General features: G+C 69.7%; 15 protein-coding genes. 3 read left to right on the top strand and 12 right to left on the bottom strand.

Annotated features, from left to right (window positions below):
* The first annotated feature begins 17 nt into the window (after positions 1-17).
* Genes B0293_RS04335 through B0293_RS04325 form a run of 3 tightly spaced genes read left to right on the top strand, consistent with a single transcriptional unit; the run spans position 18 to position 5,061 of the window.
* A complete protein-coding gene (locus tag B0293_RS04335; RefSeq protein WP_245191846.1) occupies positions 18-3,173 on the top strand; it encodes a non-ribosomal peptide synthetase in 3,156 nt (1,051 codons plus the stop codon).
* Positions 3,170-4,309 (top strand): acyl-CoA dehydrogenase family protein, encoded by a 1,140-nt coding sequence (locus B0293_RS04330; protein WP_005151674.1) that lies wholly within the window; start codon positions 3,170-3,172, stop codon positions 4,307-4,309. Before B0293_RS04335 ends, B0293_RS04330 begins: the two co-directional genes overlap by 4 nt.
* Positions 4,306-5,061 (top strand): thioesterase II family protein, encoded by a 756-nt coding sequence (locus tag B0293_RS04325; RefSeq protein ID WP_245191844.1) that lies wholly within the window; start codon positions 4,306-4,308, stop codon positions 5,059-5,061. Before B0293_RS04330 ends, B0293_RS04325 begins: the two co-directional genes overlap by 4 nt.
* A gap of 196 nt (positions 5,062-5,257) precedes the next feature.
* On the opposite strand, the gene B0293_RS44635 is transcribed toward B0293_RS04325, so the two are convergent.
* From B0293_RS44635 to B0293_RS04265, 12 genes are all read right to left on the bottom strand, one after another.
* On the bottom strand, positions 5,258-5,689 hold the full coding sequence (locus tag B0293_RS44635; RefSeq protein ID WP_280617623.1) for a helix-turn-helix domain-containing protein: 432 nt from the start codon (positions 5,687-5,689) through the stop codon (positions 5,258-5,260).
* Positions 5,690-5,724: 35 nt separating this feature from the next.
* Complete coding sequence (locus B0293_RS04315) at positions 5,725-6,975, bottom strand: metal-dependent hydrolase family protein (protein ID WP_005151667.1); 1,251 nt, start codon at positions 6,973-6,975, stop codon at positions 5,725-5,727.
* The gene (locus B0293_RS04310; RefSeq protein WP_005151666.1) at positions 6,972-8,027 is read right to left on the bottom strand and encodes a class I SAM-dependent methyltransferase; all 1,056 of its coding nucleotides are present in this window, start codon (positions 8,025-8,027) and stop codon (positions 6,972-6,974) included. Before B0293_RS04310 ends, B0293_RS04315 begins: the two co-directional genes overlap by 4 nt.
* A 59-nt stretch (positions 8,028-8,086) precedes the next feature.
* Entirely contained in the window at positions 8,087-9,739 is a 1,653-nt protein-coding gene (locus tag B0293_RS04305) for an AMP-binding protein (protein WP_039915659.1), read from the bottom strand.
* Between the two features lie 399 nt (positions 9,740-10,138).
* Positions 10,139-11,332 carry an MFS transporter gene (locus B0293_RS04300; protein WP_143254478.1) on the bottom strand — a complete coding sequence of 398 codons (1,194 nt, stop codon included), beginning with the start codon at positions 11,330-11,332 and terminating at the stop codon, positions 10,139-10,141.
* Positions 11,329-12,027, bottom strand: a complete 699-nt coding sequence (locus B0293_RS04295) for a FadR/GntR family transcriptional regulator (protein WP_245191842.1) — start codon at positions 12,025-12,027, stop codon at positions 11,329-11,331. The genes B0293_RS04300 and B0293_RS04295 overlap by 4 nt, the downstream gene beginning before the upstream one ends.
* A gap of 174 nt (positions 12,028-12,201) precedes the next feature.
* Positions 12,202-12,651: a MerR family transcriptional regulator gene (locus B0293_RS04290; RefSeq protein ID WP_005151657.1), complete on the bottom strand. Its 450-nt coding sequence runs from the start codon at positions 12,649-12,651 to the stop codon at positions 12,202-12,204.
* A 436-nt stretch (positions 12,652-13,087) separates the two neighbouring features.
* Positions 13,088-14,023, bottom strand: coding sequence for a TauD/TfdA family dioxygenase (locus B0293_RS04285; RefSeq protein WP_005151655.1), 936 nt, complete (start codon positions 14,021-14,023; stop codon positions 13,088-13,090).
* Positions 14,020-15,285 (bottom strand): ATP-grasp domain-containing protein, encoded by a 1,266-nt coding sequence (locus B0293_RS04280; RefSeq protein WP_005151651.1) that lies wholly within the window; start codon positions 15,283-15,285, stop codon positions 14,020-14,022. Before B0293_RS04280 ends, B0293_RS04285 begins: the two co-directional genes overlap by 4 nt.
* Positions 15,282-16,553, bottom strand: a complete 1,272-nt coding sequence (locus tag B0293_RS04275) for an ATP-grasp domain-containing protein (RefSeq protein WP_039915654.1) — start codon at positions 16,551-16,553, stop codon at positions 15,282-15,284. Before B0293_RS04275 ends, B0293_RS04280 begins: the two co-directional genes overlap by 4 nt.
* A complete protein-coding gene (locus B0293_RS04270) occupies positions 16,550-21,988 on the bottom strand; it encodes a non-ribosomal peptide synthetase/MFS transporter (protein WP_039915652.1) in 5,439 nt (1,812 codons plus the stop codon). The genes B0293_RS04275 and B0293_RS04270 overlap by 4 nt, the downstream gene beginning before the upstream one ends.
* Positions 21,985-25,020, bottom strand: a complete 3,036-nt coding sequence (locus B0293_RS04265; RefSeq protein WP_005151649.1) for a non-ribosomal peptide synthetase — start codon at positions 25,018-25,020, stop codon at positions 21,985-21,987. Before B0293_RS04265 ends, B0293_RS04270 begins: the two co-directional genes overlap by 4 nt.
* Positions 25,021-25,142: the final 122 nt, after the last annotated feature.

The raw sequence follows: 25,142 nt of genomic DNA, 5'->3' as shown, positions 1-25,142 counted from the left end.
CGAAAGAGAGCCCGACCGTGCGCTCAACCCCAGCAGCCGGGACCACGCCCGGCAGCCGCAAAGGCATCGAAGACGTCTACGGGCTCGCCCCGATCCAGCAGGGTCTGCTGTTCGAACAGCTGAAACGTCCTGAGGCGGGCGTCTACATCGAGCAGCTTCTCCTCACCTTCGCCGGCACCCTGGACACCGCGGCGTTCCAGCGGGCCTGGCAGCAGGTGGTCGACCGGCATCCGATCCTGCGCACGTCGTTCCACTGGCGGCCGGAAGGCCTGCCGCTGCAGGTCGTGCACGGGACCGCCGAACTCCCCCTCGAAGTGCTGGACTGGCAGCACATCCCGGTGGCGGAGCAGCAGGAGAAGATCGACGCCTGGCTCGACCGGGAACGGATCGAGGGCTTCGAACCGGAGAAGGCGCCGCTCATGCGGATCACCGTGATCCGCAGCGAACCCCAGACCTGGATCTTCGCCTGGCGCCTGTCACATCTGCTGATGGACGGCTGGTCGTTCGGGCTCGCGGTGAGCGACTTCATCGCCGCCTACCGCGCGGAGTGCCTCGGCCATCAGGTCGATTTCCGCCCCATGCGGCCGTACCGGGACTACGTGGCGTGGTGGAGTGGCCGGGACGGGACGGACAGCCTCGAATTCTGGCGCCGTGAACTGGCCGGGTTCGAACCTCCCGAACCGCTCTTCCTCGGCGGCGAGCCGCCCGCCGACGGCGAGCCCAGCCACGGTTTCGTCGAACTGATGCTGACCGACCTCGAACCGGGCCTGCGTGAGCTGGCACGGGTCAACCAGCTGACCCTCAACACGATCGTCCAAGGCGCGTGGCTCATCGTGCTGTCGCACTACTACGGCACCAACGACGTCGCGTGCGGGTTCACCATGGCCCACCGGCCCGCCGAACTCCGCGGCGCCGAAACGATTCTCGGCCCGCTGATCGCGACCATGCCGGTCCGCGAGGTACTGGAGCCGACCCGCGCCGCGCTGTCCTGGCTGAAGGACTTCCAAGTGCACATCGCGGCGGTCCGCGAGCACACCACGATGCCCCTGTTCGACGTCCAGCGAGTCCTCGGCAGGCCCTTGGACGTGCCGTTGCTGGAAAGCAGCGTGTCCTACGAGAACATGCCCATGCCGGACTTCGCGCTGGAAGAGACCGGCATGAAGCTGACCGGGATGCGGTATGACGGAAGGCCGCACTATCCGATCACCATGGTGATCATGCCCGGCGACGGCATGCCGCTGCGGGTCATCTACGACCGGAGCCGGTTCTCCTCCGTTGCCGCGCAACGCTTCTGCGATCAGCTGCGCGACGTGCTGAAGGGTATGGTCGACCGCCCCGAGCTCACCCTCGGCGAGCTCTCCCCCGGCGCGGCCGCCGCGAGCCCGATCTCCGGCTCGGCGACGCTGGAGGTCGAATCCGCCACGCTGCCCGCGACGTTCGCCGGGCACGCCCGGCGGAACCCCTCGGCCGAGGCCCTCTCGTTCGGTGGGCACCGGTACAGCTATGGCGAACTGGACAGCCGCTCCGACGCGGTCGCGGCACGATTGCAGGCGCTCGGCGTCGGCCCGGGCGACCGCGTCGGACTCTGCCTCGACCGATCGGCCGTTCTCGTCACCGCGATCCTCGGGGTGCTCAAGACGGGCGCGGCCTATGTCCCGCTCGACCCCGAGCACCCGGCCGACCGGCTGGCCGGCATGGTCGCCGACGCCCGGCCCGGCGCCGTCGTGACCACCGCGGAGTTCGCCGGCCGGGTACCGGACACGACGATCCCGGTACTCGTCCTCGACGAAACGGTGCTGAGCACACCGGGTGTCGTCACCGCTGTCGAAACGGACGCGGATTCGGCCGCCTACGTGCTCTACACCTCCGGCTCGACCGGACGTCCCAAGGCGGTCGTGGTCACCCACCGGAACGTGCAAAGCCTGCTCGCCGCCGGACGTGAGGTGTTCGGTTTCGACGGCGACGACGTCTGGACCTTCAGCCATTCCTTCGCCTTCGATTACTCGGTCTGGGAGATCTGGGGCGCGCTCGGCAACGGCGCCCGGCTCGTCGTGGTTCCACAGTGGACGGTCCGGGCGCCGGACGAGTTCCTCGCGCTGGTCCGCGAAGAACGAGTCACCGTCTGCAGCCAGACTCCGACGTTGTTCGAGCATTTCGCCGAGGCGGAGGCCAGGGCTCCCGGTGAACTGGCGCTGAGGCGGATCTTCATCGGTGGCGACCGGCTGCACTCGGCGCCGGTCCGTACCTGGTTCGACCGCCACGGCGACTCCGCTCCCCAGGTGTACAACCTTTACGGCGTCACCGAAGCCGCGGTCGTGTCGACCTACCACCGGATCACCGACGGCGACGTCCGCGACGACGCGCCGCTGCCGATCGGCCGGGCGCTGCCGAACCAGCGGATCTACCTGCTCGACGAGCGAGGCCGTCCGGTACCCGAAGGCACACGCGGCGAACTGTGCGTGGCCGGTCCCGCCGTCGCCGCCGGATACCATGACCGCGACGAGCTGACCGCGCGGCGGTTCGGCGTCGAGCCTGCCGCGCCCGGCGCACGGCTCTACCGGACGGGCGACCTCGCCAGGGCCTTGCCCGGCGGCGCTCTCCAGTACCTCGGCCGAGGCGACGGCCAGGTGAAGGTGCGCGGCCACCGCGTCGAACTCGGCGAGATCGAATCCGTGCTCCGCGGCCACCCGGGAGTGCGGTCGGTGGTGGCGACGACCAGGCCGGACGGTTCGGGCACGGCGAGCATCGTCGCCTACGCCGTCCCCGCCGAAGGTGATCTGGACGCCGAGGAGCTGCGTGCGTTCGCTTCCCGGCAACTGCCCGAGCACATGGTGCCCGCCGCGATCGGCGTTCTCGACGACCTGCCGACCACCGTCGGCGGCAAGATCGACGTGCACGCGCTGCCCGGCCTGGAGATCAGCGGCCGCGATGGGCATGTCCCGCCTCGTACCGGCATCGAGCAAGAGCTGGCGACCGTCCTTTCCGGACTCGTCGCGGCCGGGGAGATCGGCAGGCACGACCGGTTCGCCGAGCTGGGTCTGCACTCGGCCCATCTGATGCGGCTGATGACGATACTGCGGTCGCGCTGGGGCGTCTCGGTTCCGTTGCGCGAGCTTTACGTGTCCCAGACCCTCGAAGACCTGGCGCTGCTCGTGGAAGGGGCTCGCGCATGAGTGCCCTGACGCCCGAGGACGAAGCCTGGCGGGATCACGTCGCCGCCTTCGCCCGCGAACACATCGCGCCCTTGTCCGCGGGAATGGACCGGGCCGCCCGGCTGGACCCGGGGCTGCGGCAGCGGCTGTTCGACGCCGGGTTGATGGCCGTCGAAGCCCCGACCCGCTACGGCGGCCAGGGCGGCGGCCTGTCGCGGGTGATGGTGACCATCGAAGAGATCTCCCGGGTCGACCCGGGTGTCGCCGTCGGCGTCGACGTGCAGAACGCGCTGATCGTGGCGACCTTGCTCCGGCAGGGCAGCGGCGACCAGAAGCGCCGGTACCTTCCGCTGCTGGCCACCCGGCAGATCGGGGCGTTCGCGCTGTCGGAGGAGAACGCGGGTAGCGACGCCTTCGCGGGTACCAGCACGGCGACCGCCAAGGGCGACGGTTATCTGCTCAACGGCCGCAAACGCTGGACGAGCAATGCCGCCGAAGCAGACCTGTTCCTGGTCTTCGCCCGCACGGAAGGTCATGGCTGGTCGGCTTTCCTGGTCGAACGGGACGCACCCGGCGTGCGCATCGAGCCGCGTACCGAACAGCTCGGGGTGCGTGCGGCCTCGACCGCCGACGTCCTCCTGGAGGACGTCGAGGTGCGCCCTCAGCAGTGTGTCGGCGGTGTCGGCAACGGCGAAGGCGTGGCGATCGCCGCACTCGACATCGGCCGGATCGGCATCGCCGCGCAGCAGGTCGGCCTCGCACAAGGTGCACTCGACGAGGCCGTGGCCTACAGCAGGCGACGGGAGCAGTTCGGGAAGCGGATCAGCGGGTTCCAGGCTGTGCAGTTCACCCTCGCCGACATCGCCACGGAGATCGCCGCCGCACGAGCCCTGCTCTACGAGGTCACCCGCGTGGTCGAGGCAGGCACGGATCTCGCCGAACGGCTGCGACAGTCCGCGATGGCGAAGTACTTCGCGTCGCAGGTCGCCGAACGGGCGGCTTCCCGCGCGCTGGAGGTCCTGGGCGGAAACGGTTACACCCGTGAATACGCGGCCGAGCGGTTCTACCGCGACGCCAAGGCGGGAAAGATCTACGAGGGGACGTCCAACGTCCTTCTGCACGGCATCGCGGGCGCCCTGCTCGGCGGCACCTCGTGACCGGGCCCCGGAGGCAACGGCGGGCGCCCGCACGCGCGGGCACCGCCACCGTCCGGCTGTACTGCCTGGCCCACGCCGGTGGTGACGCCAGGATGTTCGCCTCGTGGTCGCGGACGCTGCCCGAGTACATCGAGGTCTGCCCGGTGCAGTTGCCCGGACATGGTGAGCGGCTGCGGGACCGGGCGCCGCGAACACTGGAAGAGGCGATCGGCGAAGTACTGCCCCGAATAGAGCCGGATCTCCCGTCAGTCCTTTTCGGACACAGTCTGGGCGCGATTCTCGCGTTCGAGGCCGCTGGGCGGCTGCGTGACGCGGGACGGCCGCCGGCCAGGCTGCTGGTCTCCGGCCACCGTGCGCCGCATCTGCCGATGCGCGAGAGGAAGATCCATCACCTCCCGGAGAGGGAGTTCGTGGCCAGGCTGCGCGAACTGGACGGAACTCCCCAGACCGTGCTGGACAATCCCGGTTTCCTCCGGATGATGCTGCCTGTCCTGCGAGCGGACTTCACCGTGTCCGAGACCTACGTCCACCGGCCCGGCCCACCGCTCGACTGCCCGGTCACCGCGTTCGGTGGTGCCGACGATCCCGACGTCGGCACCACCGAACTCCAATCATGGAGCAGGCACACCTCGGCACGATTCCGTGCCGAAATCCTGCCGGGTGGGCATTTCTACTTCAGTTCTTCCCCAGACGCACTGCTTCGGCTGCTCGTGGCGGAACTCGCCGGTTTCGCGCCGGCCAGGTCGGCCTAGGGCGTGGTTCATAATGAGGGGTAAGCCAAAGATGGCGTGTTGCGAAAGCCTCTTTCGCAACGTCGATGGGGGTGGGCTGCCGGTCGGGGCGACCGTGGCCAGAGGTCTCAGCGCTGTCGGATGTGTCGCGAAAGCCACTTTCGGGACGTCTGGTGTCCCGAAAGTGGCTTTCGCGACATGAGCACGGCCTAGGTGCTCACCCTTGGGCCGTGGCAGACGACCCGTTGATCAGGGTGGTCCGCAGCGCGATCACCACGGCCTCCGTGCGATCCGTCGCACCGAGCTTGCGATAGATCATGTGCAGATGCGACTTCACCGTCTGTTCGGTGATGTGCAGTGACCTGCCTATCCGCCGGTTCGACACCCCCTGGGCCAGCAGTTCCAGAACTTGCTGCTGTCGCCGGGTGAGCCGGACCTGTCGAGGGTCCGCTGGGCGGGGTGCCGGCGACACCGGTTCCGCCCGTTCCTTTTCGCCGCCGTCGGTGGTCTCCTCCGACGGCATCCCTCCCGGATACGCGGCCAGCCGCAATCGCGCGTCACGTGCCACGTCGCCCAGCACCTGGAGGTGTGCCAGGACGTCGTCGATGGTCTTCAAGGCCACTTCCACGTCGTTGTTCGGTCCTGTCATCGGCATCTCGCACCCCATCCGGGCCTGGCCCGTAGCTAGTTACCCGCCGTGGGAACCTTGACCGGCGTTCCCGATTTCCACACGTGTGTGATCTCGTCCGGCTCGGCGAGCACGCCGATGTCGTCCAGTGGATTGCGGCTCACGGCGATCACGTCGGCGTCATGGCCTGCCGCGAGCAGCCCGGATCGTGGCGCCTGTGGCCCGAGGGTCTCCGGGGCGGTCGCCGTCCCCGCCTCGATCGCCTCCAGCGGGCTCAACCCCGCTGCCACCAGGTACCCGAACTCCCGCCCGTTGCGTCCCCACGCCAGCGGCGACTCCGGATCGCTGGTGCCGAGGTCGGTGCCGAGGGCGATCCGCACCCCCATCCGGTGCGCGATGCCCATGGCTTCGGAGTGCCGGGCCTCGATCTCTTCCAATTTGCGCCGAGCGGCAGGGGAAACCAGTTCCTTGCGAGTCAGGATCGCCTCGTAGATGCTCCGCGTCGGCACCAGGATGGCCCCGGCCTCCCGCATCTCCGCCGCGGTTTCCTCGTCGAGGTCGGTACCGTGCTCGATCGTCCGGCACCCTGCCCGCAGCGCCGCCTTGATGCCCGCCCGGCCGTGGCAGTGTGCCGCGACCACCCGGTCGGCGCGGGCCGCCTCCTCGACCATCGCGCGCAGTTCCTCGTCGCCGAACTGCTGGTGCTGCGGGTGGTCCAGTTCGCTGATCACCCCACCCGACGTGCAGACCTTGATCAGTTTCGCGCCGAGCCGCAGTTGCAGCCGTACCGCCCGCAGGCATTCCGGCACCCCGTCGGCCACCTGCAGCATCCCGTTGGGCCGCAAGGGATCGGTCACCCAGGAATGGGGCAGGCCGTGCACGTCCGAGTGCCCGCCCGACGGGCTGAGCACGCTGCCCGCGGCGTACACCTTCGGGCCGCGCACCGTCCCCTCGTCGATCACTCTCGCCAGATAGACTCCGTACCCACCGACCTCACGGATGCTGGTGAACCCCGCCTGCAACGCGGCTTCCGCGTCCTTGACCGACCGTGCCGCCGCCACCTGCGACGGTGTCAGGACCAGTTGTTCGGAGCCGATGGAGTCACGCAGTCCGACCAGATGCGTATGGCAGTCCCACAATCCGGGCAGGACCACCGGAACGCGGACCACCTCGTCGCCCGGTTCGGCCGTCGGCGCGTTCACCGCCGGTCCGGCGTAGCCGATCCGCGTCCCGTCGAGCACCACGACACCGTCCGGCACCGGTTCGCCGCGGCCGGGGATCAGCAGGCCCGCCTCGATCCTGGTCATCGGCGGGTCGCCAGCACGGTGTGGATGGGCATCCCTCGCAGAGAGTGCAACTCGCCGTAGGTGAACCCGCCGCCGTCGAGCACGGCCTTCAACTCGTCGAGTGTGTAGGTGTGCCCGCCTTTGCTGATGGCGAGCATCTGCGCCGAGAAGATCCGCGGCACCGGGTCCTCCGCGGGAACGGGCGACACCACCAGGAATTCGTTGACCACCAGGGTCCCGCCGGGCCGGACGACCTCGGCGAGCCGCTTCACCAGCTTGATCGAGGTTTCAGTGTCGAAATTGTGGAGCACGTGGCTCAAGACGACCACGTCGTACGGTCCGCCCAACGGCACCTCGAACATGTCGCCCGGGAGGAACTCGACCCGGTCGACGAGCCCGAGATCCGCGGCGACGGAGCGGGTCACCTCCAGGACGTTGGCCCAGTCGAGCGCGGTCACCCGCAGACCGGGATGCGCCTCGGCCAGCGTGAACGACTGGATACCGTTGCCACAGGCCACATCCAGCACCGAGGGGGCTTCGAGGCCACCGATCCGGTCGGCGATGAGCCCACTCACGAAGCGGGCGGTGGCCCGGCTGGTCGCGGTGATGCCCTCGGCGAACTCCGGCCAGTACGAGTGCTCGGCGAGCTCGACGTTGTCCGCCAGCACCGTCCCCCCGCGCCGGACGGCCCCCGCGAGGTCCTTGAAGGATTCGAAGACGTAGTCGCCGGTGTACACCTTGGCGAGACCGCCGAGGTAGTTCTTCGCGGTGGTGACGAGGAACCGCTCGGCGACCGGGGCGAGCCGGTAGTACGTGCCGCCCTCGGCGGCCGGTACGACCTCGAGCAGTTCCAGTGCGGCCAAGGCGTCCAGCAGGATTTCGGTGGCCCGCGCGTCGGCGCCGACCCTGGAGGCCACCTTGGTGGCGGAACGCGGACTGTCGGCGAGGGCGTCGAACACCCTCAACTCGATCCCGGCCCGGAGGATCCCGGCTCGCTCGACGCCGGTCAGGAGGTTCATCACCGACTCGGCGGTCAGTGCACGGACGGAAGAGGGCAACGCGGATTCAGGCATGGTCGTTCCTCACTTGAGCGCACGCGCGAACCGCACGTGCGATGGCTGAATACGGTGCGTCAGGCGGAAACGGCGGAACGCAGCTGGGATTTGTCGACCTTGCCCGCGGGTGTGAGCGGGAATTCCGCGAGGGTGAGCAGCCGTTCGGGGAACTTCGCCGTTTCGAGTCCGATCTCGTCGCGCAGATAGGCGCGAAGCAGGTCGAGATCGAGCGGAGCCGCATCGCGATGCAGGACCACACAGGCGACGATCCGCTCTCCCACCGGGCCGTCCGGCATACCGAGCACAGCCGCGGAACGGACCGAGGGGTGCTGATGCAGCACCTCTTCCAGTTCGGCGACGCTGACTTTCACGCCGCCTTTGTTGATGACGTCCTTCTTCCGCCCGGTCACGTGCAGCCTGCCGTCGGCGTCGAGCACCGCGATGTCACCGGTCTTCGTCCAGCCGCCATCGAGCCGGTAGCGCTCGTCGAGCTCCGGGGAGTTGTAGTAACACAGCGGTGTCATCGGGCCGCGCGCGTAGAGTTCGCCCGCGACGCCGAAACCGACGTCGTTCCCGTCGTCGTCGGCGATGCGCACGCTGATCACGCGGGGATCGGGTTTGCCGACCGAACCGACGATGTCGTCGAAGGAGTCGTCCAGTGCGGTGTGGCAGGCGATTCCGTCCGCCGAACCGTAGGAGTGGACAAAGGTGGCGTCGAAGGAGTCCTGCGTGCGCTTCACGGTGTCCGTGTGCACATTGGCCCCGCCGCAGACGATCGCCGTCACCGAATCCGTGTCGATCCGGTCGGGTCCGCTCAGCAACGGCGAGGCGACCAGTTGTTCCAGCATCGCGGGCGAAACCAGCAGATGGCTGGGCCTGTGCCGGGCGACGGCGTCGAGCACGGCGTCCGGCTCGAACCGGTTCAGGGTCACCAGGGAAGCGCCCATGGCGGCCAGGATGCACGGGGTACCGAACGAGCCGAAGGGCGAGGAAAGCGGCACACAGAAGAGAAACCGCGGTGGCGTGCCGTCCGCCGCGTCGCCCAGGGTGGTCAGATAGGGCGTCTGCCCGCTGACCAGTGCGTTGTGCGAATAGAGGACCAGTTTCGGCTCCGCTTCGGAGCCGGAGGACGCCATGATCCTGGCCGGCGCGTCCGGGCTCACCTCGGGCAGATCGCCCAGGGGAATCGCGTCGTGGGAAGAATCGCACATCGCGTCGAGAGACTGCGTTCCCGGCGCCACCTCACCGTGGACGAGGACGCTCTTCAACGCGGGCAGTTCCGGCCTGAGTTCAGCCAGCAACCCCACATAGTCCAACTCGCCGACATAACGGGTGACGATGGCCGCGACCGCACGAGAACGGCGCAGCAAGGACAACGTTTCGCGGCGTTTCCGCCCGACCGGATAGGGCAGCGATATCGCACCCAACGCGGCCAAGGCGAAATCAGCCGCGCAAGCACGCCACCCATTCGGCAGATTCACCGCGACGACGTCTCCCGCGCGCACTCCCGCCGCTCGCAACCCCGCCGCGAGCCGCAACGAGCGCCGATGAAGCTCCCGGTAACCGACCGGGCCACTCTCGTCGATCACGGCCACCCGCTCGGGGTAATACGCTGCCCACGCCGAGAAAGCGGTGAAGATATCCTGGTCCTTGTACCACCCGTCGTGTCGCCATCCATCCCTGATTTCGCCTGGCACGAGATCAGCGAACAGTCGAGAAACCACGGCCATGCCCCCAGTGCTTTCGTTCTGCCGGATTCGATAACCGCCCTTGTTCACAGGAAAAGGAAGTGCGAACCAATGTGATGAACACCGGAGAAACGCGCGGTGAAGATCTCCCATTCAGGAAGTGCGCCGAACAGTATTCATCGGTTCATTCCCTCACCCTCAATCCGACTGTACCCGAGACATCCGAGGGTGACAAGGAACCGAACGGGCAGTGGGCACGAAACCTCACCACGAATGCATGACCGCCATAAAACGGGCGCGACCGATGGAATACATGCCCGCCAATGAATGTCCGTTTCCCGAAATGCGTTTTCCCGGCCGGTCCGCTGAAATCGGACCAGCCGGGTATCGCCGCCGGCGCCGCCTCGCGCTGGGGGTCGCGGTCGGCGCCGGCGACGAGGACTAGTCGATGACGCCTCTCCTCCCGGCGGGGAGGCTGATCACGGCGTTCACCACCATCAACGCGAGCAGGACCACGAGCGGGAGCGTCCACGACCCGGACGCGGCGAACAACGCGGCGGTCAGCAGCGGTCCGGCCGCCGCGATCACGTAGCCGAACGTCTGTGACATGGACGACAACTGGGCCGCCGTCTGCCGATCCTCCGTCCTCGCCACGTACAGCACGCCCGGGATTCCTTGTCCCGCACCGAGTCCGAGCCCGAGGACGATGGCCCACACCGGCGCCGAACCGGTCGGAGCGAGCAGGACGCCGGCGATGCCGACGAAGCAGAGGGCCGCTGTCACGAGCACCGGCAGCCGCTGGTCGGCTCGCCGTCCGGCCAGGCTCGGGCCGAAGAACCCGCCGACCGACACCGCGATCACGCAGATCGAAAGGTAGAGCCCGGCGGTCGCGCGATCGACGTCCTTGGCCACGTAGATCGTGGGCAGCCAGGCGAAGATCGTGTAAAGCATCAGCGATTGGAGCCCGAAGAACCCGGTGACGCTCCATGCCGTGCGGTTGCGCAGCAGGCCGGACCAGCGCTTGGTGGCCACCGCCTGCCCCTTGTCCGGGCCGAACTTCAGCTGGGTGGCGAAAGCCAGCAACGCGGGCACCGCCGGGATCACCGCGACGCCGAGCGCGATGGCGGACGAACCACCGGACGCGCGGTAGATCGGCACCGACAGGGCGGCGATCGCCGCGGCGCCCCCGCCCATCATCATCGCGTAGACGCCCATCATCACCCCGATGCGTTCGGGCGGGAACCGTTTCTTCACCAGCACCGGGGTGATCACGTTCAAGACGGCCACACCGATGCTGGCGACGATCGTCCCGGCGAACAGGCCGAACATGCCGACCGAGCGCAGCAGGATGCCCAGTACCAGCACCACCAACGCGGCGAACAGCGAACGCTCGTCACCCAGCCTGCCACGCAGGCCGGCGGCGATGGGGGCGAACAAGCCCATGCACAGCGGAGGGAGCGTGGTGAGCACCGTGGCCGCGGTATGACTCAGCTCCAGGCTCGGGATCAGGGGACCGACCCCGCCGAACACGATCCGGAGATTGAGGCTGAGCAAGACGAACGCCGCGACCAGCAGCGGTGTCTGGCCCGCCCCGATCCGGGCTCCGCGCGCGGGCGCCTCGCTCACCTGGCTCATCGGTCGTGCCCCAACTGTTCGCGCACGCCTTCGAGGACGTGGTCGATGTGCCGTGCGGCTTCCCCGCCCGCCCGGTCGGGATCGCCCTCGACGATCGCCACGTGCAGCTCGTTGTGCGCACCGACGTCGAAATGGGGCAGCGCGCCGTCGATCGCCATCCGCCGCATACCGGCCGCGACCGCGGACGAGAACGCCCCGTAAAACTCGATCAGGACCGGATTGTGCGAAAGCTCGACGACCGCCTTGTGGAACTCCATGGCACGGGCGACGACCTCGTCCGCCTCTTCGTCGTCCGCGACCTCACGGCTCAGCTCGCTGAGCCGTCGCAGATCTGCGGGGCGGCGCCGCTCCGCCGCCTGGCGGGCGGCTTCGACCTCCAGCCCCCGGCGCACGATCAGCACGTCATGCAGGTCCGCGAGTTCGAGGCGGCGCATGATCGCCGCCTCGGTCTCGTCCGTCGCCCGGACGTAGGTGCCGTCACCGTGACGGACCTCCAGTATCCCGGCGTAGGCGAGCGCCTTGACCGCCTCCCGCATGGTGTTGCGCGCCACGCCCAGTGCCTCGATCAGGCCCGCCTCCGCCGGGATTCGCTCACCGACGGCCCACTGACCGCTGCTGATCGCCCCCCTGATCCGGTCGATCGCCTGGTCCACCAAGGATCCCCTGGCGACTTTCTCCATGACCGCCCCGCTCATCCGATCATTGGATGAGTGGGGGTGCCAGACCCCGCCGTGCCCGTCCATCCGGACCTACCCCTTAACCGACTCCGGCCAGACTTCCGACCAGGTCTTCTGTTCATCCGTGCCGTTCGTGGATTCGCGGCGCCGAAGCGCCGCGACTCAACTGTGCATCCTCAAGGCGGCTTGAGGTCAAGTCTCGGCATGCGGAAGCTGCTCGGGTGTCGTCTGATGACCGGCCATCCGCTGGACGACGGCTTCCCTCAGATATTCGCATTCCGAGGCCGGCTGGTCGCGTGGACAGTTCAGCAGGTGCTCCAGGTGCACACGGCCCGCTTGGAGCAACTCGATCTGCTGGTCGATCGCCTGGAGCCGGTCCAGCACCGCGGCTCGCCAGACACCGTCGGAACCGCCGTCGAGCAGCAGCGAGATCTCGTCGAGGCTCATCCGGCCGGTGTCCTGCCACATCTGGATCAGCCCGATCCGGTGCAGTTCGGCCCCGCCGTACCACCGGCGACCGCCCCGCCGCTCGGAGGCCGAGACCAGCCCCCGTTCCTCCCAATACCGCAGCGTGGAGACGGTCAGCCCGAACAGCTGCGCCACCTCGGTGATCGAGACCGGTCCTGTCTGTTGTGAGGGCACCCTAATAGTGATGCCAGATTCCCCAGGACACCGCAACCCGCCATCAGGCCGTGGACGCGGAGCCGCGATCGGGTCAAGGGATGTCGGCGCGCTCCGGCCGTCGCCTTGTCGTCCACTTCGGACAGTTCAAGAGAGGTGACCCGCGCCACTTCAGGACGACGTGCCGGAACCGCCGCCCTCCTTCACTCTTGCCACCACCGCGCCCTCCGGCTATGTTCGTAGTGATTATCATTACCGATTTGGCCGTGGGCGGGGGCTCGGGCAACCCCTGCCCGTACTGAGGCGGCCATTGAGGGGCAAGGCAAGGTGTCCTTTGGGATGCCAAGTCCGTGAAGGCCTCCTTGGGGGACGCTGGATCCCTCAAGGAGGCCTTCACGGACAGGCGCTCCGGGACCGGGTTCCGTCCACTTCGGACCTTCACCCGGCCTGCGCCGGGCTATGTCATCGCGACCAGGGTCCGCCGCTTGCCCGTGAACGGCTCGCGTCCGTGGGCCATCAGCATGTTGTTGATCACCATGATGTCGCCCGGCTGCCACGGGAACGCGTAGCTGACCTCGTCGTAGGTCTCCTTGATCGTGTCCAGGTCCGCCTGCGGGATCGGTGAGCCGTCGGCGAAGTACGCGTTGCGGGGCAGGTCCTCCTCGGGGTACAGGTCCAGCAGCGCCTCGCTGACCTCCTCCCCCAGGCTCGAGACGTGGAACAGGTTGGCCTGGTTGAACCACACCATCACGCCGGTGTGCGGTTCCGCGACGAAGGAGGGACGCACGTGCCGCGTGCGCAGGCCTTCGTCGGTCCACTCGTACGTCTGCCCGTTGCCGGCGCAGTAGTCCGCCACCACCTGGCGGTCGTCGGTCTGGAACGCCTCCTGCCAGGTCAGCCCGAGGCCTTCACGGAACGCCCGCGCGTAGGTGATGCCGCCCTCGAACCGCTCGCGCAGGTCCGGCGGCAGCAGGCGGTACATCGCACGGCTGTCGGCGATCGGCGTCGCACCGCCGGTTTCGGCCGCCGTGTCGCACAGGAAGAACAGGCGGGCAGGCCAGTTCGCCGAGTACGAGTTCTCGTTGTGCATCGGGATCGACTCGGCGGGCGGGTACTCCGTCGAGGTGTAGATGTTGCCCGAGACCGCCGACCGCGGTGTCGACCGTTCCGTGTAGGTCAGCAGCGATCCGCCGATCTCCTCGGTGACCTGATTGAACACCGCCAGGTCGACAGGCATCCCGCGCAGCAGGATCGCGCCGTGCTCGCGCAGCCGGTCCTGCAGCGCTTCGCGGTGCGCGCGCACCCAGTCCAAGCCTGTGGCCGCGTACACGGTGAGCTTGGTGTGTTCGTTGCCCTCGATGTGACCGAGGTTCGCCGTGAGTTCGGCGGTCATGACTCCTCCAGTTCGAATCGGATCAGCTTGGCGGCCTCGGCGTGCAGCGCGGCGAGGTCTTCGGTGTCGGCGAACCCCGCGGCGAGCACGTTCACCGCGTAGATCTCCTGGTCGTCGGTGAGCAGCTGGCCGGGGCGCACGATCGTGACGACCTCCAGGACCTCGGGCAGGTCGGCGACCTCGTCGGTGCCGTCGACACGGACCAGCCGCCCGGCACCCTCGGCGTAGAAAATCAGGTAGCCCACCGGCACCGGCAGACCAGCACCTCGCGCGGGCGGTGGTGTGCCCAGTGCGAGCGACACAGCCTCGGCGACGACGTCGATGCCGGTCGCGAGCTTCAGCAGCACCGGCTGGGCGCCGCCTGCCGGGCGGCCCGCGTTCACTTCGACGATCACCGGGCCCAGCTCGGCGTCGTCGATCAGCTCCACGTGCGCGCAGGTGTTGTCCAGGCCCAGCGCGAGCGCGGCGGCCGTCACCGCCGCGAACAGCCGTCCGGTGTCCTCTTCGGACAGTTCGAGCGGCGGGCAGACCATGCCCAGCTCGAACTTGCGCTCGTCGATCAACGGCTTTTCCACCACGGCCACCGGCTCCGCGACGCCGTCGCGCACCAGGACGTCGACCGCGTACTCCGGACCGCGCAGCAGCCCTTCCACGAGGAACACCTTCAGCGGGTCGATCGACCCGACGAGCCGGTGGTACCGGGCGTCCTCCGACAGCGGCAACCGCTCGGCCAGCAGCCGGTACGCCGCCGCCAGTTCGTCCACAGTGGACACCGTGCGGACGAGATTGCTCGCCGCGCCGTTCACCGGCTTGACGATCGCCGGGAGCCCGACCGCCGCGGCCACGGACGCCGCCTCGGACTCACCGGAGATCAAGGCGCAGCGCGGACCCGGCAACCCGGCCGCGGCCAGCGCCTGCCGGACCTCGAACTTGTTGTGCGTCACGGTGAACACCGACGCCGGGCAGCGCGCGACGCCGAGCAGCTCGGCCGCACGGGCGACACTCGCGATGATCCCCTCGGCGGCGGTCACCACCCCAGCGGGACTTGCGGTCCGCGCGCGGATCGCCACGGCCACGGCTTCGGCGTCACGGACGTCGTCGACGACCACGAAGCCGTCCACCAGTTGCGTCAGCTGTGCCTGCTCGGCCGGTTCCAGGGGCTGGGTGACCAGCTCGACGCCCAGCCCGTTCGCGCGCACGGCGGCCACGACGTCGGCGATCCACTGCCCGGCGGTCTCCCGGACCACGAACGCGGTGTTCACACTTCCTCCAGGTCCAGCCGGACGAGTTTGCTCGCCTCCGCGTGCAGGTCGGCGAGGTCGTCGTGATCGGCGAACCCCGCCACGACGAGGTTGACCGCGTAGGTCTCCTGTTCGTCGGTGAGCACCTGCCCCGGCGAGACGGTGGTGACGACGTCGATCACCTCGGGCAGCTCGGCGATCTCGTCGAGCCCGCCGATCTTCGTCAACCGGCCCGAACCGGCCGCGTAGAGGATCAGCATGCCCAGCGGGATCGGCAGTTTCGCGGGCTCCCGTACCGGCGGCGGAGCGCCCACCGCGAGTGCCGCCAGTTCGGCGAACACGTCGATGCCGGTGCGCAGCTTCGCCAGCAGCGGCATGATCGACCCGGCGGGCCTGCCCGCGTTGACCTCGACGATCGTCGGGCCGCGGTCGGCGTCGTCGATCAGCTCGACGTGGGCGCAGGTGTTGTCGAGACCCAGCGCGCGGACGGCGGCGACGGCCGCCGCGGTGACCAGCCCGGCCCGGTCATCGGAGAGTCCTGCGGGCGGGCACGACAATGCCAGCTCGAACTTCCGCTCGTCGATCAGCGGCTTGTCGAGGATCTCGATCGGCTCGGCCACGCCGTCGCGGACCAGCACGTCCACCGCGTACTCCGGGCCGGACAGGAGCCCTTCGACGAGGAACGTCGTCGAAGGATCCAGCGTCCCCAGTGGACGGTGGTAGCGCGGATCCGCGGACTCGGGCAGCCGCGCGGCCAGCAGCTCGTACGCGGCCGCCAGTTCATCCACAGTGGACACGGTGCGGACGAGATTGCTGCCCGCCCCGTTGACCGGTTTGACGATCGCCGGGAGCCCGACAGCCGAAGCGACCGATGCCGCGTCGGCGGCCGACGAGATCAAGGCGTGCGCGGGTCCGGGCAGCCCTGCCGCCGCGAGTGCCTCCCGGACCGCGAACTTGTTCGCGCACAAGGCGAACACCGACGCCGGGCAGCGCGCCACCCCGAGCAGTTCCGCGGCGCGGGCGGTACTCGCGATGGCGCCGTCCGAGCCGGTGAAGAGGCCTGCCGGCGCGCCGCCGTCGATCTCCCGGACCTTCGCCGCGACGGCTTCCGGATCGTGGACGTCGTCGAGCGCGACGACGTCGTCCACCACTCCGGCCAGCGCGGCTCGTTCGGCCGCGTCCATCGGCGGGGCGAGCAGCACCACGCGGTGCCCGGCCGCCCGCATCGCCGGTGCGACCTCGCCGACCCAGTGCCCGCGGGCCTCCCTGACCAGCACTGCCGTACTCATGCGGCTTCCTTCCCGGCGAGCTTGCGCTCGCGTTCCTGCGCCCCCACCAGATCGTCGGGCAGCGAATCGGGCACCTCGGTGTCGAACCGGCGCAGCCGCCGCATCGAGAACCCGCCCACGTTGATCAGCAACAGGATCAGCGCGAAGACGACGTAGGCGAGCCCGATGCCCCGGGTCTCGCCGGTGCCGAGCACGGCGCCGACCGACCCGGTCAGCGCGCCGCCCGGCGCGAGCAGCGGCGAGAACCAGCCGACGGCCAGCGGCGCCAGCACGGCGAACCCGATCGGCAGCGTCGACCACGTGATCGTCTGGTTGATCGCGAACACCCGGCCGTGGAACCGTTGCGGCACCTTGACCTGCACCAGCGTCGCGTAGATGCCCTGCGACACGGACATCGCGGCGGCCAGGAGGAACACCCCGGCCGCGACGACGATCAGCGACGGCCGCAGGCCCATCACCAGGCTGCCGAGCGCGATCCCGACGTTGCCGGCGAGCACGCCGACCATCCGCCGGTGCCGCGGGCCGCCCCACAGCGCCATCCCGATCCCGCCCGCCACCGCGCCGAGGGCCTCGGCCAGCGCCACCTGCGCGACGTCGGTGACCGAGCCGAACGACAGCACGAGCGGCGAGACCAGCACCAGCGCGGGTGCCAGGAAGACGTTCGCCAGCGCGAAATAGAGCAGCATCGTGCGGAAGCCGCGGTGGTTCCACGAGTACCGCAGCCCGCCCGCGATCGCCGTCAGCAGCGGTTCACGCGGCCGCCAGCCCAGCATGTCCGGGAAACGCACCAACAACAGGCCCACGATCGCGAACACGTAGCTCGCCATGTCCAGGATCAGGATGCCGGACAACTGGATCGTCGCCAGCAGCCCGGCCGCGAGCACCGGCATCAGCAATTGGGCGAAACCGGTCGACAGCTGCGCGAGGCCCATCGCGTGTCCGAGGTACTGCTTCGGCACCAGCTGCGCCACCGACGACTGATAGGCGATGCGCTGGAAGGAAGAGGCCACCGATCCGAGCGGGATCAGCACATAGAACAACCACAGCTGGACGTGCCCGGTGATCAGCAGCAACGCCAGTATCAACTGGATGCCGCCGGCGATGCTGCTGGCCGCGATCATGATCCGCCGCCGGTCGCCGCGGTCGACCAGTGCGCCCGCCACCGGCAGGACGAGGACGCCGAACAGCAGCGCGAGCGCCCACAGCAGGCCGAGGTCGGCGACCGACCCCGTGCGGGTGTAGAGCCAGATCGGCACCGCGAACGACGTCAGCGCGGAGCCGGTCGAGGACACCAGCTGGCCGATCGTGATCGTGACGAACCGGGCCATGCTCGGCCGTACCGCGGGCTTTTCGTCCACAGTGGCCCGATGGGTCTCGTGCACCGCCCACGCCGCGTCTTCGCCGCGGACGCGGACATCGAGCTCGCCGGGATCGTCCAGCGCCGGGTGCACGCGCGTGACGATCTCCGCGAGTTCTTCGGCCCGGTAACGCAGGAAGAAGTGCCCTGCCTGGTCGAGCACCACGAGTGCGGTGGTGTCGGTGAGGAACTCCCATTCCCGGTACCGCTCGGCGTAGTAGTCGGTGACCGGGTCCTCGGAGCCGACCACCGACACGATCGGCGCGCGCAGCTTGGCCACGCGGGCGTCGAGCAGGCCGCTGAAGTACTCCTCGGCGGCGCGGCTGTCGGCGCGCATGTTCGTGATGATCCGGTCGGCCTGTGCCGGGTCGAGGTCGTCGGTGTCGACGCCCATGCCCTTGAGCCAGTTCGAGTAGTACCGGTTGCTGCGCAGCTTCTCCAGCCGGGTGCGCAGCGTGCCCACCGCGCCCTTCATCCGCGCGAACGGGAAGATCGCGCCGATGTAGACGACCTCCAGTTCGCGGCCGCGTTCTTCGAGCAGCCGGGCGACGGCGACGGCGAGCGCGTTGCCGACACCGCAGTGACCGTAGATGGCCAGCGGGCCGTCGACGCGGTCGAGGATCTCGTCGGCCAGCCGCTCGACCAGGTCGTCGAAGGGCACGGCCTCTTCGGACAGCCCGACGTCGTGCCCGGGGATGGCGACCGAGTAGAGCGAGTGGCCTTCCGGGAGCGCGTCGGCCAGTGGCTGGTAGACGATCGCGCTGCCGCCGCCGTAGGGGAAGCAGACGTAGGTCAGCGTCCGCTGCTTCGTCGGCTTGGTCAGTTCGTACAGCAGATGCCGCGGCCGGTCGGCGGTGTCACCGTCCATGAAGGACGCCAGCTCGCGGATCGTGCGGTGCTGGAACAGGTCCATGACGCCGACCTGGCCGGCGTCCGCCTTGCCGATCCGCGCCACCACCTGGGTGGCCAGCATCGAGTGGCCGCCGAGGTCGAAGAAGTCGTCGTCTACGCCCAGTTCGTCCACTTTGAGCACGTCCCGCCAGATCCCGGCCAGCAGGATCTCGACCGGGGTCGACGGCGCGACCAGTTCCTTGGTCGCGTCCCGGGACGCGACCGGAGCGGGGAGCGCCTTGCGGTCGAGCTTGCCGTTCGGGGTGAGCGGCAGCTCGTCGAGCGGGACGAACGACGGCGGGACCATGTAGTCCGGGAGGCTCTGCTTGAGCGCCGTCCGCAGCGCGCCGGGCTCGGCGTCACCCACGACGTACCCGACCAGCCGCTTGTCCCCCGGCGTGTCCTCGCGGACGATCACCGCGGCGTCGCGCACCCCCGGCCGGGCACGCAAGGTCGTCTCGATCTCCCCCAGTTCGATGCGGAGGCCGCGCAGCTTGACCTGGTGGTCGATCCGGCCGAGGAACGCGATCGTCCCGTCCGGGCGCCAGTGCGCGAGATCGCCGGTGCGATACATCCGTCCACTGTGGAACGGATCGGGCACGAATCGTTCGGCCGTCAGCTCCGGGCGGTTGTGGTACCCCAGGGCGAGCCCGGCACCGGCGATGTGCAGCTCGCCGGGCACACCGACCGGGCAGGGTCGCCCGGCACGGTCGAGGACGTAGATCCGGATGTTCTGGATCGGTGCCCCGATCGGCACCGACGCGACCTCGGCGAGCGCGTCGGGCGTGCAGTGCCAGGCGGTGACGTCGATGGCGGCTTCGGTCGGGCCGTAGAGGTTGTGCAGCTCGCAGTCCGGCAGCCGCCGGGTGAACTCGCGGGCGGCGTCGAGCGGCAACTCCTCACCACTGCACACGACCCGACGCAGCGCCGTGCAGGTCTCGACGCTTTGCTCGGCCAGGAACAGCGTGAGCATCGACGGCACGAAGTGCGCGGTGGTGATGCCTTCGGATCCGAGCAGCTCACGCAGGTACGCGGCGTCCTTGTGGCCACCGGGTTCGGCGAGCACGAGCCGCGCGCCGGTGATCAGCGGCCAGAAGAACTCCCAGACCGACACGTCGAAGCCGGCCGGGGTCTTCTGCAGCACCGAATCCGTGCCATCGAGACGGTACGCACGCTGCATCCAGTCGAGCCGGTTGACGATGCCGCGGTGACCGTTGGGCACGCCTTTCGGCTGTCCGGTCGAGCCCGAGGTGTAGATGACGTACGCCGGGTCGTCCGGTCCGGCGAAAGCTTCGGGCGGGGTGTCCGGCTGCCCGGCCGTCTCCGCGGGGTCGTCAGTGTCGTCTAGAACTATGACAGTCGCGTCCCCCGGCGGCAGCGTTTCCCGCAACGCCGCCTGTGTCAGCACGACGGGCGCGGCCGCGTCCCGCAGCATGAACGCCAGCCGGTCGGCCGGGTACTCCGGGTCGAGCGGGACGTACGCGCCACCGGCTTTCAGCACGCCGAGGAGCGCGACGACCAGCTCGAACGACCGCTCCGCGAACACTCCGGTGAGCACGCCCGGCCCGACGCCGAGGCCGCGCAGCCGGTGCGCGAGCCGGTTGGCCCGCTCGTCCAGCTCGCGGTAGGTCAGCGACGCGCCGCGGAAGGTCACCGCGGGCGCGTCCGGCGTCCGGGCGGCCTGCTCCTCGACGAGCGCGTGCAGTGTGGTCTGCGGGAAGTCTGCCGTCGTGGCGTTCCAGCGCTCCAGCACGAGTTCGCGCTGCCCGGCGTCGAGTATGTCCAATTCGGACAGGCGCCGGTCCGGGCCGTCGACGATCGAGCTCAGCAGCGTGACCAGCCGCCCGGCCATCCCGGCGACCGTGTCCGCGGTGAACAGCGCGGTGTTGTGCACGAACTTGCCGATCAGCCCGCGTTCGACCTCGATCGCGTGGAACTCGAAGTCGAACCGGGTCGCGGGCAGGTCCATCGGCAGCCAGCGGAAGTCCACATCGGACTCCCCCGCCGCGCCCATCCGGCCCATCTCGTAGTTCTGCAGCACGAACATCGCCTGGAACACCGGCGATCGGCTGACGTCGCGGGGCACGCCGAGCGCGTTCACCAGCCGCTCGAACGGGACGTCGGCGTGCTCGAACGCGTCGAGCACGTGCCGCCGGGTGCGTTCGAGCAGTTCGGCGAACGACGGGTCGCCCGCCAGCTGGGCGCGCAGCGGCAGCATGTTGATGAACATGCCTGCCACGCCCTCCAGCTCGGGCAGGCCGCGCCCGGCCGACGACGAGCCGATCGCGAAGTCGTCCTGGCCCGAGTACCGCGCCAGCAGCACTTGGTAGGCGGCCAGCAGGGTCATGAAGAGCGTGACTCCGTGCTCGCGGCTCAGCTCGCCGAGAGCACGGGCGAGGTCGCGCTCGACGAAGAACTCGTGGATCGCGCCGTCGAAGCTCTGCTTGGCGGGCCGGGGCCGGTCGGTGGGCAGCTCCAGGGGCTCGACCCCGGTGAGCTGCGCCCGCCAGTGCTCCAGCTGCCGGTCGAGTTCGCCACCGGTGAGCGTGCGGCGCTGCCAGTGCGCGAAATCGCCGTACCCGATGCTCAGCGCGGGCAGCTCGGCCGTGCCGCCGGTGCTCAGGGCGTGGTACTGCGCGGCGAGGTCACGTAGCAGCAGGTCGACCGACCAGCCGTCGCCCACGATGTGGTGCGTGCACAGGACCAGCAGGTGCTCCTCGTCGGACACCCGGGCCAGGGTCGCCCGCAGCAGCGGGCCCGCGGCGAGGTCGAACGTCTCGGCCGCGGCGGCGTCGACGGCGGCACGGGCCGCCTCCTCGCTTCCCGCGTCCACAATGGACAGGCTCACGGTGACCGAAGGTTCGATGTGGACGGTCGGTTGTCCGTCGTCCCCGGCCGGGAACCGCATCCGCAGTGCCTCGTGCCGCACCGGCAAAGTGTCCAATGCGGACTGAAGCGCCGTGACGTCGAGCCTTCCGGTCAGCCGGATCGGCACCGGGATGTGGTAGGACCCGGTGCCCGGCGCGAACTGCTCCATGAACCAGACGCGCTCCTGCTGATAGGACAGCGGGACGACGGCGTCGCCGGGGCGGGGCGTGATGGTCGCGGCCGGCTCCGTGCGCCGTCGCAGCCGCCGTTCGAGCAGGGCGCGGCGCGCGGCCGCGCTGGTCTCGTCGATCGTGGTCATGAGGGCTCGCCTTCGGCCAGTTGGCGCTGGATCTCTTCGTCGCTGAGCTGGTCGAGGTCCTCGGCGAGCCGCCGCTCGATCTCGGCGGCGAGCCCGGCGACGGTGGTGAGCGAGAACAGCCCTCGCACCGGGATGTCGACTTCGATCTGTTTGCGGAGCCGGGACATCGCGCGGATCGCCAGCAGCGAGTTGCCGCCGCGGGCGAAGAAGTCGTCGTGCGCGCCTAGGTCGTCGATGCCGAGCAGCTCTCCGAGAACCTCGGCGACGAGTTCTTCGGCCGCGGTCCGCGGTGCGACGTATGCCGTCGCCTCGACGGGTTCGGGATCCGGCAGCGCGGCCCGGTCGAGCTTGCCGCTGGCCGCCATCGGCAGCGCGTCGAGCGTGACGAACCGGGTCGGCACCAGGTAGTCCGGCAACGTCTTCCGCAGGGCCTCGGCCGCCCCCTCGGCGCTGCCGACGACGTAGCCGACGAGCGTGTCTCCGCGGACCGCCACGGCCGCGTCCCGCACTTCCGGCAGCTCGCGCAGCGCCGCTTCGACCTCGCCGGGCTCGATGCGATAGCCGCGCAACTTCACCTGCTCGTCGACGCGGCCGAGGTAGTCGAGCGTGCCGTCACGGCGCCAGCGGACGAGGTCGCCGGTCGCGTACATCCGGCCGGACGGGCCATCCGTGAACTTTCCTGCGGTCAGGTCCGGCAGCCCGAGGTAGCCGCGGGCGAGTTGTGGCCCGGTGACGTACAGCTCGCCCGGGACACCCGGCGGTACCGGCTGCTGTCGCTCGTCGAGCACGTACACGCGGGTGCCGGGCACCGGGCGGCCGATCAGGACGGGGCCGGACGGCAGCTCGTCCCCGGGTTCGATCCGGTGCGCGACGCAGCCGACCGTGGCCTCGGTCGGGCCGTACTCGTTGACGACGACCGTGCCGGGGTGCCGCTCCCGCCACGGCTGGACGGCCTCGGCGGTCAGCGCTTCGCCGCCGAGCACCAGCTCCCCCGTCGGGAACAGCTCCTCGGTGAGGACGGCGAGGTGCGTCGGGGTCGCCTTGACGAACGTCGGGCGGCCGCCGTCGACCACCGCGCCCCCGGCGGTGAGGGTGCCGAGCAGCGTCGTCACGGTGAGGTCGAACGACGGCGACGTGTGCAGCAACGCCCGTCCGGCCAAACCGGGGTACGCCTCACGCGCCCACGCCAGGTACGTGTCGACGGCCCGGTGCTCGACCTCGACGCCCTTGGGCCGCCCTGTCGAGCCCGACGTGTAGATCACGTAGGCGACGTCGCCCGGTCCGGCCTCCGGTACCGGGTCCTCGGTGGCCGCGGCGGACCACTCGGCCGGATCGTCCAGAGCCAGCGTCTTGGTGTCCACTGTGGACTCTCCGGTGACCAGCACGAACGGGACACCCGCGTCGGCGAGGATCAGCGCCTGCCGCGGGGCCGGGTTGGCCGGGTCGAGCGGGACGTAGGCCGCGCCGCTCTTCAGCACCCCGAGTACACCGGCCAGCAGGTCCGCCGAATTCGGCACGCACACGCCGACGACGGTGCCGGGACCGGCTCCCAGCTCGCGCAGCCGGTGTGCGACGCGGTTGGCTCGCGCGTTCAATTCCGTGTACGTCAGGCGAACCCCGCCGAAGTCGACCGCGGGTGCGTCCGGGGTCCGCCGCACCTGGTCCTCGAACCGGGCGTGCACGGTGGTCACGTCCGAAGTGGACACTGCCGGGTTCCACCCGGTCAGGACCAGCTCTCGCTCGGCGTCCGACAACAGGGGCAGGTCCGCGATCGACCGGGCCGGATCGGCCAGCGCCGCGGCGAGCAGCCGCAGGTACCGCTCGGCGACGGCTTCGGCGGTCTCACGGTCGAACAGGTCGGTGCGGTAGACGAGCCTGCCGTCCACGGCGCTCAGGTCGATCGCGATGTCGTCCTTCGCGGTGGCCGAGCGGATCGGCTCCAGCCCCGAGTCGGGCAGGAAGTTGAACCCGAGCTGGTACAGCGTCTGCACGCCGGGGTCGCGTTCGGCCCCGGCCGCCTCGGCGACCGCCTGGAACGGCACCTGGCTGTGATCGATCGCCTCCAGCAGCGTGGTCCGGACCCGGGCGACCAGCTCGGCGAACGCGGGCGCGCCCGAACAGTCGACGCGTACGGCCATCTGGTTGACGAACATGCCGATCAGGTCGGCCAGCTCGGGCAGGTCGCGACCGGCGACCGGGACACCGACGACGACATCGTCCACTCGGGACAGTCGCGACAAGAGTGCCGCGTAACCGGCCAGCAGCACCATGAACGGCGACGCCGAGAGCTCCCGGCCCAGCTCGCCGACCCGGTCGATCAGGCCGTCCGGGAGGGCGAAGTGCACCTGGTCACCGGCGAACGTCAGCTCCGCGGGCCGCGGCCGGTCGGTGGGCAGGCCGTGCACCGGTGGCAGCCCGGCGAGCTGTGTCCGCCAGTAGTCCAGCTGTTCGCTCGACGTTTCGAGCTGCCCGCGCTGCCAGGCCGAGTAGTCCGGGTACTGGATGGCCAGCTCGGGCAGCTTCGGCTCGCGGCCCTCGAACACGGCGTCGCACGCCTCGCCCAGCTCGACCCCCAGCACCCGCACCGAGCCGGCGTCGAACACGGTGTGGTGCACGACGAACGTGAGCACCCACTCGTCGTCGGCCGTGCGGCACACCTGGGCCCGCCACGGCGGCGGCGAGTCGAGCGGGATGGCCTCGCGCGCGACATCACCGACGAGTTCGGCGAGCCGGGCGTCACGGGCGTCGGCGGGCAGGTCCCGCAGGTCGTGCACCTCGGGCTCGATCGGCACCTCGGCGTGCACCACTTGCGTCAGCGCGCCGCCGTCCATGCGGAACGACGTGCGCAGCGCCTCGTGCCGTCCGACGATGACGCCGAGCGCGGTGCGCCACTGCTCGGCGGTCAGCGGGCGGTCCAGCCGGGCCTGGCAGTGCAGGTTGTACACCGGGGACGCCGGGTCGAGCTGACCGGACAGCCAGATCCGCTCCTGCCCGAACGAGGCCGGGAACGTCCATTCCTTCGTGTCGCTCATGATTTCCTGTTCTCAGTCTTACTCGAGGGTTGCGGCAACGTTGTCCTGTCGGGTGCCAAGTCCGTGAAGGCCTCCTTGAGGGACTCTGGGTCCCTCAAGGAGGCCTTCACGGACCGGACGCA

Source organism: Amycolatopsis azurea DSM 43854 (assembly GCF_001995215.1).
Lineage (GTDB): Bacteria > Actinomycetota > Actinomycetes > Mycobacteriales > Pseudonocardiaceae > Amycolatopsis > Amycolatopsis azurea.
The sequence above is the reverse complement of the archived record's forward strand: the minus strand, read 5'-3'. Positions and strand labels throughout refer to the sequence as shown.

What these genes read in the sequence shown, in the direction of transcription:
- B0293_RS04330 (WP_005151674.1), top strand. Translation starts at nt 3,170, where the DNA reads ATGAGTGCCCTGACGCCCGAGGACGAAGCCTGGCGGGATCACGTCGCC.
- B0293_RS44635 (WP_280617623.1), bottom strand. Translation starts at nt 5,689, where the DNA reads ATGACAGGACCGAACAACGACGTGGAAGTGGCCTTGAAGACCATCGAC.
- B0293_RS04315 (WP_005151667.1), bottom strand. Translation starts at nt 6,975, where the DNA reads ATGACCAGGATCGAGGCGGGCCTGCTGATCCCCGGCCGCGGCGAACCG.
- B0293_RS04310 (WP_005151666.1), bottom strand. Translation starts at nt 8,027, where the DNA reads ATGCCTGAATCCGCGTTGCCCTCTTCCGTCCGTGCACTGACCGCCGAG.
- B0293_RS04305 (WP_039915659.1), bottom strand. Translation starts at nt 9,739, where the DNA reads ATGGCCGTGGTTTCTCGACTGTTCGCTGATCTCGTGCCAGGCGAAATC.
- B0293_RS04300 (WP_143254478.1), bottom strand. Translation starts at nt 11,332, where the DNA reads ATGAGCCAGGTGAGCGAGGCGCCCGCGCGCGGAGCCCGGATCGGGGCG.
- B0293_RS04295 (WP_245191842.1), bottom strand. Translation starts at nt 12,027, where the DNA reads ATGAGCGGGGCGGTCATGGAGAAAGTCGCCAGGGGATCCTTGGTGGAC.
- B0293_RS04285 (WP_005151655.1), bottom strand. Translation starts at nt 14,023, where the DNA reads ATGACCGCCGAACTCACGGCGAACCTCGGTCACATCGAGGGCAACGAA.
- B0293_RS04275 (WP_039915654.1), bottom strand. Translation starts at nt 16,553, where the DNA reads ATGAGTACGGCAGTGCTGGTCAGGGAGGCCCGCGGGCACTGGGTCGGC.
- B0293_RS04270 (WP_039915652.1), bottom strand. Translation starts at nt 21,988, where the DNA reads ATGACCACGATCGACGAGACCAGCGCGGCCGCGCGCCGCGCCCTGCTC.
- B0293_RS04265 (WP_005151649.1), bottom strand. Translation starts at nt 25,020, where the DNA reads ATGAGCGACACGAAGGAATGGACGTTCCCGGCCTCGTTCGGGCAGGAG.